The following is a 15,664-nucleotide window of genomic DNA, read 5'->3' on the forward strand; positions in this document are numbered from 1 at the left end:
GGCGAACGTCGTCGGTCGTCGTGGCGATCATGCGGCCACGCTAGCGAGCCGACGCAGCGGGAGGCCGTCGTCGCGCCGTAACCAGTTCCAGTCCGGGTACTCGGCGGCGGCCGAGATGCAGTGGACGGTGTAGGCGTGGCGGCTGTGCCCGGAGCGGTTCGCGTCACTCCAGTGGGGGAGCAACCCGTCGAGCACGACCATCGTGCCGGCGGGCACTTCGAGCGGGACGAGATCGTCGGGCGGGCTGGGCAGCGGTGTCGGGTCGAGCACCTCGAAGACCGTGCCGTCGTCGTCGGTCATCGCCCCGGACCGCTTGAACAGCTGTCGCAGGCCCGTTCGGTGGCCGCCCGGTGCCGCCCACAGGCAGCCGTTGTCGAGCGTGGCGTCCTCCAACGCGAACCAGAACCCGACCACGCTGATCGGATTGGTGTAGAGGAACGTCGCATCCTGATGACACGTGACCTCGCCACCGATCGACGGCTGCTTGAAGATGTACATGCTCTGGAGGACGAGGGCGTCGTCGAGCCCGATGTCGGCGGCCACGTCGGCGAGTCGGGGCGTGTACGTGAAACGCTCGAACACGGGGTCGAGGTCGTGCATCGCGTGCCCGAGCTTGTTGATGCTGAGCTCCTTGGCCTGGACGAGATCGCCGTCGGGGCCGAACGCCTCCTCCTCGAAGAAGCACCAGGTGGTGTCGCCGCTCGAGAGGAACTCACGATTGCTCGTGCGCTCCTGTTCCTCGGTGGTGAACACGGTGCGTTCCCCGGTCGGCTCCCACTCGTGCACGATCTCGACGGCGCGGGTGCGCAGCTCGGCGATCGATGCAGCGTCGACGAAGTCGGGAACCACGAGAAACCCGTCGCGCCGGAACCCCTCGACCTGTTCAGCACTCAACATGGCGGCCATCGTAGGCGCCTCGTCGGGCGCTCCGATCGGTGCGGATGATCGCGACCGTAGGCTGATCCGATGAGTGAGCAGACCGAGAAGTTGACCGTGCTGGGCAACACCGTGCGGCACGCGATCGAGCACGTCGAGGTGTTCCCGGCGCCGCCGAACGTCTCGGTCGTGCGTTTCACGAACGACGAGCTGAACTCGATGTGCCCGGTCACCGAGCAGCCCGATCTGTCGACCGTGGTGATCGAGTACGAACCCGACGCGTGGTGCATCGAGTCGAAGAGCCTCAAGCTCTACCTGTGGGGTTTCCGTGACCGGGCCGTGTTCGCGGAGGCACTCGCCGCCGAGATCGCCGGCGAGGTGATGACGACCGCATCACCTCGCTGGGTCAAGGTCACGCTCACGCAGCGACCCCGTGGCGGCATCGAGATCCAGGTCGTCAGCGAACTCAACCGGTAACCAGAAGGGGTCAGGCACCTTCTGGCCGTCCAGGTCCTGCCCTGGTGCAGCTGCAGCGCCAGAAGGTGCCTGACCCCTTCTGGCCGTGGTGCAGCTGCAGCGCCAGAAGGTGCCTGGCCCCTTCTGGCCTAGTGGGCGCTGACCTTGCCGGTGGTGTTGGCGTGGAGGCGTTCGGCGTGGCGGTTCATGCCGACCAGCACGGCCTCGATGTCGCGCTGGGCGAACTTCTCGACCACCGTGTCGAGGGCCCCGACCGCCGACGTGTCCCAGATGCGGGCGTCGGTCAGGTCGATCTCGACCCGCTTCACCTCGACGGCGTCGTAGTCGAAGGCGTGCACGATGTCGTGGGTCGAGGCGAAGAACAGCTCGCCGGTGACCGAGTAGAGCCGGCTCGTGTGATCGGGGTCGAGCACGCTCGTGACCTTCACGAGGCTGCTGACGTGGCGGGCGAGCAGGATCGTCGACAGCACGACGCCGGCGCCGACGCCGTACGCGAGGTTGTGGGTGATGACGACGATCGCCACGGTCGTCGCCATGATCACGGTCTCGGCGACAGGGTGGGTCTTGATCGTGTGCGGACGCACGCTGCGCCAGTCGAACGTGCCGACCGACACCATGATCATCACGGCGACGAGCGCCGCCATCGGGATCCGTGCGACGAGGTCGCCGAGCGCCAGGATCAGCACCAGGAGGAACACACCGGCCGACAGCGTCGACAGGCGGGTACGTCCACCGGAGCGGAAGTTGATCATCGACTGGCCGATCATGGCGCAGCCGGCCATGCCGCCGAGGAAGCCCGTCGCCACGTTGGCGACGCCCTGCCCGCGCGACTCCCGGTTCTTGTCGGAGTCGGTGTCGCTCAGGTCATCGAGGAGCTGGGCCGTCAGCAGCGACTCGAGGAGGCCGACGAGCGCGAGGGTGAACGCGACCGGGGCGATGATGCCGAGCGTCTCGAGGTCGAAGGGCAGGTCGGGCAGGGCCACGACGGGCAGCGCGCTCGGCAGGTCGCCCATGTCGCCGACCGTCGGCATGTCGATGTTCCAGATCAGCGCTGCTCCGGTGATCGCGACGATCGCCACCAGGGGCGACGGCACGGCGCGGGTGATGCGCGGGAGGCCGTAGATGATCACGAGACCGATCAGGATCGCGATCGTGTTGGCGACGATCAGGTCGCCGCGGTCGGCTTCGTCGCTGAGCAGGATGTGGGGCACCTGCGCCATGAAGATGAGGATCGCCAGAGCATTGACGAACCCGACCATCACAGTGCGCGGCACGAACCGCATCAGCTCACCGACCCCGAGGTAGCCGAGCCCGACCTGGAAGATGCCGGCGAGGATCGTTGCCGCGAAGAGGTACTCGATGCCGTGTTCCTCGACCAGCGGGACCAGGACCAGGGCCATGGCGCCGGTGGCGGCCGAGATCATGCCGGGGCGTCCGCCGGCGAAGGCGATGATGATCGCGATCGAGAACGATGCGTAGAGGCCGACCTTGGGGTCGACGCCGGCGATGATCGAGAACGAGATCGCCTCGGGGATCAGCGCAAGCGCGACGACGAGGCCGGACAGGAGGTTCGCCTTCGGGTTCGCGAACCACTCGGCGCGGGTGAACGGGGCGCGCGTCGGACGCGCGGCGGTAGCAAGAGACATTCGGGACACTCCCGGTTGCTGGGGGGCTTTCAGGGGAAGTCGTCAGGCTAGTGGATGTCGGTTGAGGTCAGACCCCAACCGACATTGCTGGTCTGCGACGTCCAGGCATGCCCGTCGGTTGGGGTCTGACCTCAACCGACCAGGGAGGCGAGGCGGGTGCGGAGGTCGTGCCCGTCGGTTGGGGTCTGACCTCAACCGACCAGGGAGGCGAGGCGGGTGCGGAGGTCGAGGGGGGCGAAGCCGGCCATGATGCCGTTGCGGAGCAGGCGCGCGACTTCGTCGTCGGAGAGATCGAACGTGCCGGCGACCGCCGCGAGCTCGGACGATGGCATGACGTCGCTCATCAACCGGTTGTCGGTGTTCACGTTCACGGCGAACCCGGCTCGCAGCATCGGCCCGATCGGATGGCTGGCCAGATCGGGGACGGCGCCGACGTGTACGTGGCAGGTCGGGGCGACTTCGAGGGGGATCTGGCGGTCGAGCACGTACGCGGCGAGCGGCCCCATCGCGACGATCTCGCCGTCGCGGATGTCGAGGTCGGCCTGCAACCGCACGCCGTGCCCGATCCGGTGGGCACCGTGGGCCAGCGCATCGGAAATCAGCTCGAGATCGGGTGGCTCGGAGGCGTGGATCGTGACGTTCAGGAGCCGCTCGCGAGCGAACGCGAGTGCCTCGGCGTGCAGTGAGGGCGGGAAGCCGGTCTCGGCGCCGGCGAGGTCGAACGCGACGACCTTGTCGTCGACGCTCCGCATCGAGTCGACGAGCTGGGCGATCTCGAGCGACCGGTGCTCGGTCCGCATCGCACACAGGATGGCGAAGGCGTGGATCTCGTGGCCGCGTCGGACGGCGTCGTGCTCGGCTCTCCGGAACCCGTCGGTCACGGCGCCGACGATCACGTCGAGCGGAAGGCCCTGCTCCTGGTGGAGTTCGGGCGCGAACCGGATCTCGGCGTAGACGACGCCGTCGTCCGCGAGATCGCTCACCGCCTCGTACGCGACGCGCTCGATGTGATCGGCGGTCTGCATGACCGCCAGGGTGTGCTCGAACGTGGCGAGATACTGCAGGAGGTCGCGGGTGTTCGCCCCGGCGGTGAACCACGCCTGCAACTCGTCGGGATCGGTGTGGGGGAGTGCCCACCCGATCTCGTCGGCGAGTTCGAGAATGGTGCCGACCCGCAGGCCGCCGTCGAGATGGTCGTGCAACACCGGTTTCGGTGTCGCGACGGCGGTCGCGGAATCGAGCACGTCAGTGGTCGCCGCGGCGGTACGGCACACCGGCCGCCTTCGGCGGACGGAGGCGCTGTGCGGCGAAGATCAGGACGAGCAGCACGACGATGTACGGCATCGTGTTGGGCAGCCAGGCGGCCGCACGCTCGGTGAGCAGGTACCAGATCAGCGAGATCGTGCCCAGTGCGAAGGCCAGCAGGGTGAGGCCGCCGCCCTTGCCGCCCAGGGTGGCGACCATCTTCATGTACGAGCTCGTGGGCGTGTCGTAGTCGGCTGCATCGATGTCGGGTGGTGGCGCCTCGTCACCGCCGGTCTTCCAGAGGTAGATCGCCGTGGCGTAGAGGGCGATGGCGATGACCAGCAGGAGTGCTCGAGTGGCGACGCCGCTGCCGCTGGCGTCGAAGTCGATCAGCTGGAGGCCGAACGGGTAGCTGAACAGGAGCGCACCGGCGAGGATGCCGAACGCTCGCCAGTTTCCGAAGATCAGCGCGGCGAGGCCGATGAAACCGCGACCGACCGTCTGGCCACCACGGTAGAGACCCGACAACTCGATCGCGATGTAGGCACCGGCCATACCGGCGAGGGCACCCGAGATCATCACGGCGACGTACTTGTGGCGGTAGATGCCGACGCCGAGCGACTCGCCCGCGGACGGGTTCTCACCACAGATCCGGACCCGGAGCCCGAATCGTGTGCGCATCAGCACGAACGCCGACAGCGGCACGATCAGCAACGACAACAAGGTGAACCATCGCATGTTCGACACGAACCCGAGTAACACGTCGGCGACGTCGGAGATGAAGAAGATCCCCCAGTCCTTGATCGTCTCCAACACGTCCGAGACGCCGGGGATGGTGAACGAACCGGCGCCGGTGAGACGGGGCGACTGCGACACCGAGCCGCCCTGCATCTCGCCGAACACCCGCTCGGACAGGTAGCGGGTGAGCCCCGGGGCGAGGATGTTGATCGCGACGCCGGACACGATCTGGTCGACGCCGAACTGGACGGTGGCGATGGCGTGCAGCAGGCCGCCGAGCGCACCACCGATCAGGCCGGTGAGCAGACCCCACCAGGGCGACCCGAACTCGAGCGCACCCCACGCACCGCACCAGGTGCCGAGGATCATCATGCCCTCGAGACCGATGTTGACGACGCCCGAACGCTCGGAGAACAGACCGCCGAGACCGGCGAGGAGGATCGGGATCGACCAGCGCAGCATGGCGCTCGACGTCACGTTCGAGGTGAGCAGCGACGTGCCGGCGATCTCCTGCACGATCGAGAGTACGAGGATGCCGAGCGCCGCCGTGATCATCCACCGGGCCCAGCCGGGCAGCGACTTGTAGGTCTCGCCGAGGCCGCCGGGTCCGGGCGGACCGGAGTGGACGTCGGCGATGTCGAGATCGGCCACGTTGCTCATGCCGTTGCCTCCACGAGTTGTGCCGCCCGTCTGACTTCGTCACGTTGGCGGATCCGGTTGACGACCTCGTAGGCGATCACCGCTACGAGCAAGATGGTGGCCTGCATGATGACGACGATCTCGCTCGAGGCGAGGTTGCTCACCTGGAGCACGGCGGCCGACGAGTCGAGGAAGCCGAACAGCAGGGCGGCGAGTGCCATGCCGAGTGCCGAGTTGCGTCCGAGCAGGGCGACGGCGATGCCGGCGAAGCCGAGGCCCTGGATGAAGCCCTGGTCGTAGGCGTGGGTGTCGGAGAGGATCTCCGGCATGCCGACCAGGCCGGCGACGAGACCGCCACCGACCATGGCGAACATCACCATCCGCTTCGGAGGCACACCACCGGCGCGGGCGGCGGTCGGGTTCATGCCACTGGCCCGGATGTCGAAGCCGAGGCGGCTGCGGTTGATGACGATGTGGTAGATCACGCCGACGATCACGGCGATGAGGAACACGCCGGTGAGTCGTCGGCCCTTGGTGATCTCCCGGGTGAACACCTCGACCCAGCTGTTGAGGTCGGGCAGGCGGCCCGACTCGCCGATCGGGGTGGTGCCCTGGTTGGTCGCGGTCGGATCGTCGATGAACTTCGGCAGCAAGCCGGCGACCAGGCCACCGACCGCGATGAAGTTCAACATGATCGTCGAGATGACCTCGTTGACGCCTCGCGTCACCTTGAGGAGGCCGGCGAGACCTGACCAGGCAGCGCCGACCAGCATGGCGGTCAGCAGGATGACGGTGATGTGCAGCGGGCCCCAGAGGTTCAGTTCGGCACCGACGACGGCGGCGACGAACGCAGCGAGGATGTACTGACCCTCGACACCGATGTTGAACAGGTTCATGCGGAAGCCGATCGCCGCGGCGATCGCCGAGAGGTACAGCGGCGTCGCCCGGTTCAGCATGTCGATGACCGATTCGAGCTTGGTGCCGTTCTCGAGCATCGTCTTGAACGTCTCGATCGCGTCGGATCCCGACAGTTCGAGGACGACCGACGAGATCAGGATGGCGATGACGGCGCTGACGAGCGGGGCGGCGGCCGCCAAGCCGATCCGGCGAAGGGTGCCGGCGTTCATGCGTGGCCTCCGGTCACGGTGTCTCCTCCTGTGGTGGCGCCGTCCTGGAGCGCAGCGCCGGTCATGTAGCTGCCGAGGGTTCGCGGCGTGATCTCACTCGGGTCGAGGGTGGCGACGAGCTTGCCGTGGAACATCACGACGATCGTGTCGGACAGCCCGATCAACTCGTCGAGGTCGGCCGAGATCAGCAGGGTGGCGAGCCCGTTGGCGCGTGCTTCGCGGATGTCGCTCCACACCTCGGCCTGGGCGCCGACGTCGATGCCGCGCGTGGGGTGCGCGGCGACGAGCAGGACCGGGTCACTCGTCATCTCGCGCCCGATGATCAGTTTCTGCTGGTTGCCGCCCGACAGCGCACGGGCGCTGACGTCGACGCCGGGTGATCGGACGTCGAACTCCTGGCGGATCTCCTCGGTGCGTTCGCGGCTGCCGGCACGGTCGATCCAGAAACCCTTGGAGAACGGCGACTTGGTCTGGTGCCCGAGTGCGGCGTTCTCCCAGAGTGCGGCGTCGAGCAGGAGACCCTCGGCGTGGCGGTCCTGGGGGACGAACCCGATGCCGGCTTCACGGCGGTGCCGCACCGATGCCTTCGTGATGTCGTCGCCCATCAGACGGATGCGGCCACGGACCGGCTCCTCGGTGCCGATCAGGGCTTCGATCAGTTCTGCTTGACCGTTGCCCTCGATGCCGGCGACGCCGAGGACCTCGCCGCGATGCACCTTGAGCGACACGTCGCTGACGGCCGGGCGCCCGTCGTCGTCGAGCACGGTGATGCCGGTGACCTCGAGTGCGACCTCGTCGGTGACGGTCGACTCGGTGGTCTCGGGCGACGGGAGCTCGGAGCCGACCATCAGCTCGGCCAGGTCGGCGGCGGTGACGGAGTCGGCGTCGACCGTCGTGACGGTCTTGCCGCGGCGGATGACCGTGATGCGGTCGGAGATCTCGAGGACCTCCTGCAGCTTGTGGTCGATGAAGATGATCGTCGCGCCGCCGGCCTGGAGCTCGCGCAGGTTGCGGAACAGCTCCTCGACCTCCTGGGGCACGAGGACGGCGGTCGGCTCGTCGAGGATCAGGATCTTGGCGCCGCGGAACAGCACCTTGATGATCTCGACGCGCTGCTTCTCGCCGACCTCGAGCGTCTCGACGAGGTCGTTCGGGTCGACGGTGAGCCCGTAGGCCTCGCCGACCTCGCGGAGGTGGCGCTCGGCCTCGGCCTGGTCGATGACGCCGTACTTGGCGGGCTCCGAGCCGAGGATCACGTTCTCGAGCACCGTCATCTGATCGGCCAGCATGAAGTGCTGGTGCACCATGCCGATGCCTTGTTCGATCGCATCGGTCGGGGAGGAGAAGTGGACCTCCTGCCCGTTGATTTTCATGACGCCCTCGTCGGCGGGCTGCATGCCGTACAGGATCTTCATCAGCGTCGATTTGCCGGCGCCGTTCTCACCGCAGATCGCGTGGATCTCGCCGGGTTCGACGCGCAGGTTGACGTCGTCGTTGGCGATGACGCCGGGGAACCGTTTCGTGATGCCGATGAGCTCGATCGCTGCCGTCATGCGGCGCCTCCTCCTGTCACACGCTCGTCAACCGATCCGGGTGTCGTCGGATCGGGTCGAAAAACGACGGAGCGGAGGCCGAACATAGTCGACCTCCGCTCCGTTCCTTGATTTTCGACGACCGGCTTCAGCCGGCGTCAGGCCGGGTCAGCCTGCCGGGGTCGTGGGGACCTCGATGGTGCCGTCGATGATCTGGGCCTTGAAGTCCTCGATCTGGGTGATCTGCTCCTCGGAGAGGAAGTCACCCGACGTCGAGTAGCCGACGCCGTCGACCGAGAGGTCGTAGACCGTGTTGCCGGCGGCGAAGGTGCCGTCCTGCTGGGCCTTGGTGATCTCGAAGACGGCCGTGTCGACCCGCTTCAGCATCGAGGTGAGGATGTACTCCTGGACCTCGGGGGCAGCGGTCAGGTACTGGTCGCTGTCGACACCGATCGCCCACACCTTCGAGCCCGACGACTCGGACTGCTCGGCGGCGGCCTCGAAGAGGCCGGCGCCGGAACCGCCGGCTGCGTGGTAGATCACGTCAGCGCCCTGGTCGTACATGGCGAGAGCGATCTCGCGGGCACGGTCGGGGGCGGTGAAGCCGTCGAAGTCGGGGGCCTGGGTGATGTACTGCGAGATGACCGTGATCTCGGGATCGACGGCCTTGACGCCCTCGATGAACCCGGCCTCGAACTTCTCGATCAGGCCGAAGCCACCGACGCCGCCGATGAAGCCGACGGTGCCGCTCTCGCTGTTGAGTGCCGCAGCGGCACCCACGAGGAACGACCCCTGCTCTTCGGCGAAGGTCAGACCGGCGCAGTTGTCGCACACCGGCACGCCACCGTTGTCGAAGTCGAGCATGGCGTCGTCGACGACGGCGAAGTTGGTGTCGGGGTTCTCGGCCGACACCGTGGCGACGTCGCCGGCGAAGAGGAATCCGACGCCGATGACGAGGGCGCTCTGGTCGGCCTGGAGCTGGAGCAGCTCGGCGCGGTTCGAACCGTCGACGTTGGGCTCGGCCTCGGTGAAGGTGATGCCCAGTTCGGACTCGGCACGGTCGATGCCTTCGGCGGCCGAGTCGTTGAACGACTGGTCGCCGCGGCCACCGATGTCGTAGGTGAGGCCGACGTTGAACGACTCACCGGCGGGCTCCTCCGAGGGCTCCTCGGCGGGCTCTTCGGCGTCGTCCGAGGGCTCTTCGGCGGGCTCTTCGGCGTCGTCCGCGGGCTCGTCAGCGGTGTCGTCGTCGTCGCCGCAGGCGGCGAGGACGAGCGAGGCAGCGAGACCGGCGGCAAGCAGGCGCTTGCTCTTGATCATGTTCTCCCCCTTCTCGGGATATTTCGGTGCTGGGTATCAGCACATGTTCACGTGAACGGCGAAAGGTTACCCGCTGGTTCGCCGGCGCCGTGCCGTCCTTCGTGAACGCAGATGAACGTCGTGCGCTCCGCCGATCCAGCGGTCGGACCCCGGGTTTGTCAGACTGCACGCATGTCGATCGTGCTGACCAACATCAACGAGGGTGTCGCGACCCTGACGCTCAACAACCCCGACGAGCGCAACACCATGACCGCCGAGATGGTGTCGGCGATCGTCGAGTCGATGGACGCCTTCGAGGCCGACGAGTCGGTCGGTGCGGTCGTCGTCACCGGGGCCGGCTCGGCGTTCTGCGCCGGCGCCAACCTCGGCAACCTCCAGACGGCCACCCGCGAGAGCCTCGGCAACGTGTACGAGGGTTTCCTCCGGATCGCTCGCAGCCCCCTGCCGACGCTCGCCGCCGTGAACGGTCCCGCGGTCGGCGCCGGTATGAACCTGGCACTCGGCTGCGACGTTCGCATCGCTGCCCAGCGCGCCCGCTTCGACACGCGATTCCTCCAGATCGGTCTCCACCCGGGCGGGGGACACACCTGGATGCAGCGCCGCATTGTCGGTCCGCAATCGGCGATGGCGGCTGTCGTCTTCAGCCAGGTCCTCGACGGGCCCGAGGCCGAGCGCGTCGGACTCGCCTACAAGTGCGTCCCCGACGACGAGTTGCTCACGGCGGCACACGAGTTCGCCCGGGGGGCGGCGACGGCGCCTCGCGAACTGGCGATCCTCACCAAGCGCACGATCCAGGACATGGCCGACATCGACACTCACCGCGACGCCGTCCAGCGCGAGTTCGACCCGCAGCTCTGGACCGTCAAGCAGCCGTGGTTCGAGGAGCGCATCGCCGCGCTGAAGGCGAAGATCTCGTCGAAGAAGACGTCCTGACGGCGAGGCGGTCGCGACGTGCGGCCGCCTGCCGGTCGACCCGTCAGATCAGCGGCTTGCCCATGCGCTTGCGGGCGAGGTTCCGGACCGGCGTCCGGACTTTCTCGACCGCGAGATAGAACACGGGGAAGGCGAACAGCACCAGGATCGTCGAGCTGACGAGGCCACCGATGAGGGTGAACCCGAGCGACTCCCAGAAGGGGTCGCTCAGCGCGAGCGGGGTGAGGCCGACGACCGTCGTGATCGTCGTGGCGACCAGGGGGCGGAACCGGCGCTCGACGGCTTCACCGATTGCCAGCCCGGGCCGGAGGCCGCGACGACGGGCCTGGTTGGCAGCGTCGACGAGGAGGATCGTGTTGTTGACGACCACGCCGATGAGGGCGATGAAGCCGACGCCGACGAAGAAGCTGATCGGGTTGTCGCTCAGACTCAGCGCCGTGAACACGCCGAGGAAGCTGAACGGCACGGCCAGGAAGATCAGCAGCGGCTGCACGATCGAGCGGAACTGCACCACCAATAGGACGAGCATCAGTACCAGCGCGACGATCATCGCCTGACCGAGCGACGCGAAGTCGTCCTGGTTGTCCGACTCCTGCCCGTAGTCGAACTGGATGGCGTCGGCGGGCAACCCGAGCGCCGCGAGTTCGGCCTCGCCGTACAGGTCGCCGACGAGCTGTTCGGTGGCATCGAGGTTGTTCGTCAGGTCGTCGTTCGAGAACTGGGCGCGGACCTCGATCTGTCGGTTTCCGTCGACCCGGTAGATCTGGCCGTCGGTCGACACGATCGCGTCGACGATGACGGTGTCGTCGCCCGTCGCCTTGTCGAGTTCGGCGCCGACGAGTTGTTCGCGTAGGTCGTTCGCGAGTTGCTGGCCGGCGTCGACGGTCGAGCCGTCGACGTCGATCTGGGCGGCGAACGGGAACTCCTCCACCGGTGGGCCTTGCTCGAGCGGTGTCACCGTCACGCGGATGCCCTCGACGGCCTCCAGCCGGCTCTCGATCTCCTCGACGAAGGTCGGCGCCGTCGTCTCCCGCTCGTCGAACGGGGTGAGCTCGACGATCGAGAGCAGCTGGCGTTCGTTCGCGTTGATGTACTGCGACGAGACAAGATCGTCACCGAGCACGTCGACGACGATCGCGTCGACCTCGCCGGCGATCTCCTGTGCCTCCTCGATCGTCGTGCCGGCGTCGTAGTCGGCGGTGACGAACATCGCGTTGGCGTCGTCGGTCGGCGGGAAGATGTTGAACCCGAGCGTGGCGGCGACCTGGAACGACCCGACGATCATCGCCAGGGCGCCGACGAAGATGCCGATCCCGACGCCGATGCCCTTGGCGCCGTGGCTCGACGGGTACTCGGCGAGTCGGCCGAGACCACGTGCCGCGGCCTCCTCGGCGCGGATGATCGGGTTGTGGGGGTGCTTGCCGCGCAGGAAGAACGGCTTGCTCAACGCCGAGATGAACACGATCGAGAACAGGAACGAGAGCAGCAGTGTCACGATGACGGTGATCGGGATGGCCCGGATGAACTCGCCGAGCACCCCGCCGACGAACGCCAGCGGGGCGAACACGAGCACGGTCGTGAGGGTGCCGGCGAACGACGCCGACCCGACCCGGTTGATGGCGGTTCGCACGACGCCGATCGGGTCGTCGGATTCGCCGCGATTGGCGTCGATCGCCTCGCTGATCACGATCGCGTCGTCGACCAGCAGACCGAGGGTCAGGATGAGACCGAACAGGGTGATCGTGTTGAGCGAGTAGCCGATCAGCCACAGTGCGCCGAGGGCCGCCATCATCACCGTGGCCATGAACAGCGCCGTCACCACCGACACGCGCCAACCGATCAACAACAGGCTGACGATCGCCACGGCGATCAGCCCCTGCAGGAGGTTGCGGGTGAGCGAGCTGATCTGGGTGCGGATGTCCTCGGCGAAGTCGGCGGTGACCGCGGCGCGGTAGCCGTCGCTCAGGACGGTTTCGTCCTCGAGCAGGCCGTTGATCTCGTCACTGAATGCGAGCAAGTCGAGATCGGTGTCGTCGGCGCGCACGACGCCGAGCGCGATGGCCTCGTCGTAGCGGCCGGTCTCGGCGAACGCGACGCGGACGAAGCGGGTCCGTCGGATCTCCTCCTCGCCGGTGGCCGGGTTCACCCCTTCGGTCAGCAGTTCGCGGACATCGACGCGTTCGACGCCGTCGCCGGTCTCGAGGTACGTTTCGAGCTCGGCCGCCTCGGCCTCGAGTTGCTCCGGTGTGGCGTCGTCGGGGCCGCTGATCGTGACCAGCAGGTCGTACACCTCGATGAACTTGGTGGCATCGATCTCGCGGACGACCACGTCGGCCTCGCTCGGGAGGTCGACGGAGTCGTTGACGTCGGTCAGGATGGCGGCGCCTTCCGGCGAACTGAAGTCGTCGGTGAACTCGACGACGACGGCGAACGAGTTGGCGGTCGAGAAGGTCTGGACCTGCTCGACACCGTCGACGGCCGAGTAGGCGTCGGTGAGCGGCACGGCGACGTCCGAGTCGACGACCTCGTTGTCGTCGACGAAGTAGTTGCCGTCGACGACGACGATCGGGAGGTTGACCGGTGGGAACCCTTCACGACGCAGGCCACCGCCGTACGCGAAGAGCCCGATCGCCACAACGACGCCCCAGATGATGAGGGTCACTTTCCAGTGCTCGGCCGAGGCGACGGCGAGCTTGGTCAACGGTGACCGGTTACGGGTCGCATCGTCGGTGTCGGGATGGGTGTCCGTACGAGCGGGCCGATTGGACTCGGGGCGTTCGTGAGCGTCGTGGGAGGCGTCGACGTCGGAGGTCATCGTGGGGACGCTACCGATGCGTCGAGGGCGGGTCGTCCGCCGCAAGAACGATGGTCGGTCGCCGTGAGGACGACGCCGGAGGCGGCCTGGGGGATCGCAGGATGCACGACCGGTACTGCGGGACGAGCCTCCCGTTCGGATGCGGCAGCCTCGAAGCGGCTGCGCGCTCATCGCGCCCGACGATGCGCTGAACGCGCGCAGACGGCCCGGATCGGAAATCGCGCAGAACTGTTACCGAAGTCCCTTTTCCCGCACGTAACCCGCGATCTATGGTGAGTTCACGTGGGAGGGACACCCACTCCCACGGCTACTACGGACCGCAAGGAGGTAGCCCAGATGAGCCAGCGTCACCGCACCAGCGAGGTGCAGATGCCGCCCAAACAGGAGCTGAAAGCCCACGCTCACAGCGAACGGCAACGGATCCAGATGGAGCTCAATCAGGTAGCGCAGGAGGTGAGCGCCGGACTCGATCCAGAGGATCTGCACGAGCCCGGCACGGCGTGGAAGCCGCTCCACCACCATGACGCCGATGTCGCCAAGGAGAAGGTTGCGAAGCAACGCAAGCGCAACCGGCGACACTGGAAGACCAAGATGTGGAAGCGGCGCACGAAGATGCGCCAGGAGAAAGCCGAAGCGTTCCGCTTGGCGGGAGAAAACTGATCTGACCCGAACGGGGGCCGGCCGCAGGGCCGGCCCCCGGTCGTTTCCCGTCGCACTGTCGCCAAGGGCGTCGCAGCGATCTGCGTGACCGGCGTCAGCCGGACACCCAGGCAGCGAGCAGCTCGTCGCGGCGCGCCGTCCACTCTTCGACGGTGATGCCGTAGCGGACGTGGTCTTCCCAGACCCCGTTGATCTCGAGGAAGCGCAACGCCACGCCTTCTTCGCGGATGTCGAGCTTCTCCATCACCCGACGGCTGTTGGTGTTGCGCGGCACGATGCAGATCTCCAACCGGTGCAGGTGGAGTTCCTCGAACGCGTAGCGCGCGACGACGACGACCGCCTCGGCGATGTAGCTGCGCCCGGCGCGTGCCTCGTCGATCCAGTAGCCGATCGTGGCGCTCTGGAGCGCCCCACGGGTCACGTTGTTGATGTTGACCTCGCCGGCCAGCCGCTGATCGACGAAGACGCCGAACGGGTAGGCGTGATCGGCGGCGCGCTCGCGCTCTCGCGCCGTGCAGCGGTGTTCGAACGCCGACCGGTCGCGTGTCGGGTCGGCCGAGGCCGCCGGTCGCTTCGGTTCCCACGGCACGAGCCAGTGCTCGTTGCGGGTCCGCACCTCGTTCCACTCCGGGAAGTCACCGGCGACGATCGGTCGGAGCATGATCCGCTTGCCGTAGAGCCGGGGCGAGGGCTGACGGCGGAACAGCGACGACGGATGTCGCACGATGCTCACCCGGCGTCGCCCGCGACGAGCTCGACCCGGTCGAGGCCGAGCCGACGGAGCACCGCGACGACGGTGCAGAGGGCGGCGAGCACGGTGTCCACGTCGGCAGACGGTAGTCCGGGATTGTGAGCCCGATCGGCACGTGACTCGGTGGCGACCAGCCGGAAGACCTCTTCCGCGGTGTCGCGGTCGAGTTCGCACGGCATCGCCGGGTCGTCGACACCGACCTCGAGCCGGGCGATCGCCCGCGCCGCGGGGCCGGTGACGCCGACTTCCACCAACGCCTCTGCCTCGGGACGATCGCGCACGATGTCGTCGACGTGATCGGACACGTCGCCGAGTGCGTTGGTGAGCGCGGCCGGGTGGGGCGGGTCGCCGTCGCCGAGCCAGGTGGTGAGGAGATGGTCGAGGCCGACCGGCAGATCCCAACGGTCGTCGCCCCAGTCGATCCGGAGCACGGCGTCGTCGAGTCGGACGGTGAAGCGTTCGCGGGCCGCGAGCTCGCGCTCGATCCAGCGGCCGACGGGATCGTCGCCGCCGGCCAGGTACCAGGCCCAGTGGGCATGGAGGCACTTGAGACCGATCCGTGTGCCGCCGACACCGCCGTACGGGCGTGGGCCGTCGTGATCGGCAGGGATCAGGGCGTCGCGTTCGGCTGCGTACCGGTCGTGGGCCGCCTGGACCACGTCGGGATCGAGTTCGGCCTCGGCGCGGTCGACGCCGCCCTCCGACTCGAGTCGGCCGACGCGCCGGATCTCGGCCGGCCCGATCAGCCAGTACCGCGTCGGCATCGGAGTGCCGTCGTGGAGCAGGGGAGCGTTGCGGAGCACGACCGGATCCCCGGTCGCGTCGCGGACGACGATCTCGTAGTCGCCGCGCGGCTCACGGCCGAGGAGTTCGCGGACGCGTTCGTCGTCGGTCGGCATTCGCGA

At 67.7% G+C, this 15,664-nt stretch carries 13 protein-coding genes; 3 read left to right on the forward strand and 10 right to left on the reverse strand.

The window, feature by feature from the left end:
- Positions 1-27: 27 nt before the first annotated feature.
- A complete protein-coding gene (locus tag BDK89_RS05480) occupies positions 28-897 on the reverse strand; it encodes a phytanoyl-CoA dioxygenase family protein (RefSeq protein WP_133867984.1) in 870 nt (289 codons plus the stop codon).
- Between the two features lie 69 nt (positions 898-966).
- Here BDK89_RS05480 and queF point away from each other — a divergent pair, with 69 nt between their 5' ends.
- A complete protein-coding gene (queF, locus tag BDK89_RS05485) occupies positions 967-1,353 on the forward strand; it encodes a preQ(1) synthase (RefSeq protein ID WP_133867985.1) in 387 nt (128 codons plus the stop codon).
- Positions 1,354-1,481: 128 nt separating this feature from the next.
- Here queF and BDK89_RS05490 read toward each other — a convergent pair whose 3' ends face one another.
- The 6 genes from BDK89_RS05490 to BDK89_RS05515 form a co-directional block, all read right to left on the reverse strand.
- Complete coding sequence (locus BDK89_RS05490) at positions 1,482-2,999, reverse strand: SulP family inorganic anion transporter (protein WP_133867986.1); 1,518 nt, start codon at positions 2,997-2,999, stop codon at positions 1,482-1,484.
- Positions 3,000-3,190: 191 nt separating this feature from the next.
- Positions 3,191-4,273 carry an adenosine deaminase gene (locus BDK89_RS05495; protein WP_133867987.1) on the reverse strand — a complete coding sequence of 361 codons (1,083 nt, stop codon included), beginning with the start codon at positions 4,271-4,273 and terminating at the stop codon, positions 3,191-3,193.
- Complete coding sequence (locus BDK89_RS05500; RefSeq protein WP_133870989.1) at positions 4,245-5,642, reverse strand: ABC transporter permease; 1,398 nt, start codon at positions 5,640-5,642, stop codon at positions 4,245-4,247. The genes BDK89_RS05495 and BDK89_RS05500 overlap by 29 nt, the downstream gene beginning before the upstream one ends.
- Positions 5,639-6,748, reverse strand: a complete 1,110-nt coding sequence (locus BDK89_RS05505; RefSeq protein ID WP_133867988.1) for an ABC transporter permease — start codon at positions 6,746-6,748, stop codon at positions 5,639-5,641. The genes BDK89_RS05500 and BDK89_RS05505 overlap by 4 nt, the downstream gene beginning before the upstream one ends.
- Entirely contained in the window at positions 6,745-8,301 is a 1,557-nt protein-coding gene (locus BDK89_RS05510; RefSeq protein ID WP_133867989.1) for an ABC transporter ATP-binding protein, read from the reverse strand. The genes BDK89_RS05505 and BDK89_RS05510 overlap by 4 nt, the downstream gene beginning before the upstream one ends.
- A gap of 147 nt (positions 8,302-8,448) precedes the next feature.
- Positions 8,449-9,600, reverse strand: coding sequence for a BMP family lipoprotein (locus BDK89_RS05515; protein WP_133867990.1), 1,152 nt, complete (start codon positions 9,598-9,600; stop codon positions 8,449-8,451).
- 171 nt (positions 9,601-9,771) lie between these two features.
- Here BDK89_RS05515 and BDK89_RS05520 point away from each other — a divergent pair, with 171 nt between their 5' ends.
- The gene (locus tag BDK89_RS05520) at positions 9,772-10,533 is read left to right on the forward strand and encodes an enoyl-CoA hydratase (RefSeq protein WP_133867991.1); all 762 of its coding nucleotides are present in this window, start codon (positions 9,772-9,774) and stop codon (positions 10,531-10,533) included.
- 43 nt (positions 10,534-10,576) lie between these two features.
- Here the strand turns inward: BDK89_RS05520 and BDK89_RS05525 are convergent, their stop codons facing one another.
- A complete protein-coding gene (locus BDK89_RS05525) occupies positions 10,577-13,348 on the reverse strand; it encodes an efflux RND transporter permease subunit (protein ID WP_166657398.1) in 2,772 nt (923 codons plus the stop codon).
- A 336-nt stretch (positions 13,349-13,684) separates the two neighbouring features.
- Between BDK89_RS05525 and BDK89_RS05530 the strand changes: the two genes are divergently transcribed.
- A complete protein-coding gene (locus BDK89_RS05530) occupies positions 13,685-14,008 on the forward strand; it encodes a hypothetical protein (protein ID WP_133867993.1) in 324 nt (107 codons plus the stop codon).
- Between the two features lie 94 nt (positions 14,009-14,102).
- Here the strand turns inward: BDK89_RS05530 and BDK89_RS05535 are convergent, their stop codons facing one another.
- Positions 14,103-14,741 carry a GNAT family N-acetyltransferase gene (locus BDK89_RS05535; RefSeq protein WP_133867994.1) on the reverse strand — a complete coding sequence of 213 codons (639 nt, stop codon included), beginning with the start codon at positions 14,739-14,741 and terminating at the stop codon, positions 14,103-14,105.
- Positions 14,738-15,658 (reverse strand): DUF501 domain-containing protein, encoded by a 921-nt coding sequence (locus BDK89_RS05540; RefSeq protein WP_133867995.1) that lies wholly within the window; start codon positions 15,656-15,658, stop codon positions 14,738-14,740. The genes BDK89_RS05535 and BDK89_RS05540 overlap by 4 nt, the downstream gene beginning before the upstream one ends.
- Positions 15,659-15,664: the final 6 nt, after the last annotated feature.

The sequence above is a fragment of the Ilumatobacter fluminis genome (assembly GCF_004364865.1).
Lineage (GTDB): Bacteria > Actinomycetota > Acidimicrobiia > Acidimicrobiales > Ilumatobacteraceae > Ilumatobacter > Ilumatobacter fluminis.

Bases quoted from the DNA above. Each gene is read 5' to 3' on its own strand.
- BDK89_RS05525 (WP_166657398.1), bottom strand. From the start codon at position 13,348: ATGACCTCCGACGTCGACGCCTCCCACGACGCTCACGAACGCCCCGAG.
- BDK89_RS05530 (WP_133867993.1), top strand. From the start codon at position 13,685: ATGAGCCAGCGTCACCGCACCAGCGAGGTGCAGATGCCGCCCAAACAG.
- BDK89_RS05505 (WP_133867988.1), bottom strand. From the start codon at position 6,748: ATGAACGCCGGCACCCTTCGCCGGATCGGCTTGGCGGCCGCCGCCCCG.
- BDK89_RS05480 (WP_133867984.1), bottom strand. From the start codon at position 897: ATGTTGAGTGCTGAACAGGTCGAGGGGTTCCGGCGCGACGGGTTTCTC.
- BDK89_RS05490 (WP_133867986.1), bottom strand. From the start codon at position 2,999: ATGTCTCTTGCTACCGCCGCGCGTCCGACGCGCGCCCCGTTCACCCGC.
- BDK89_RS05510 (WP_133867989.1), bottom strand. From the start codon at position 8,301: ATGACGGCAGCGATCGAGCTCATCGGCATCACGAAACGGTTCCCCGGC.
- BDK89_RS05540 (WP_133867995.1), bottom strand. From the start codon at position 15,658: ATGCCGACCGACGACGAACGCGTCCGCGAACTCCTCGGCCGTGAGCCG.
- BDK89_RS05500 (WP_133870989.1), bottom strand. From the start codon at position 5,642: ATGAGCAACGTGGCCGATCTCGACATCGCCGACGTCCACTCCGGTCCG.
- BDK89_RS05515 (WP_133867990.1), bottom strand. From the start codon at position 9,600: ATGATCAAGAGCAAGCGCCTGCTTGCCGCCGGTCTCGCTGCCTCGCTC.
- queF (WP_133867985.1), top strand. From the start codon at position 967: ATGAGTGAGCAGACCGAGAAGTTGACCGTGCTGGGCAACACCGTGCGG.
- BDK89_RS05520 (WP_133867991.1), top strand. From the start codon at position 9,772: ATGTCGATCGTGCTGACCAACATCAACGAGGGTGTCGCGACCCTGACG.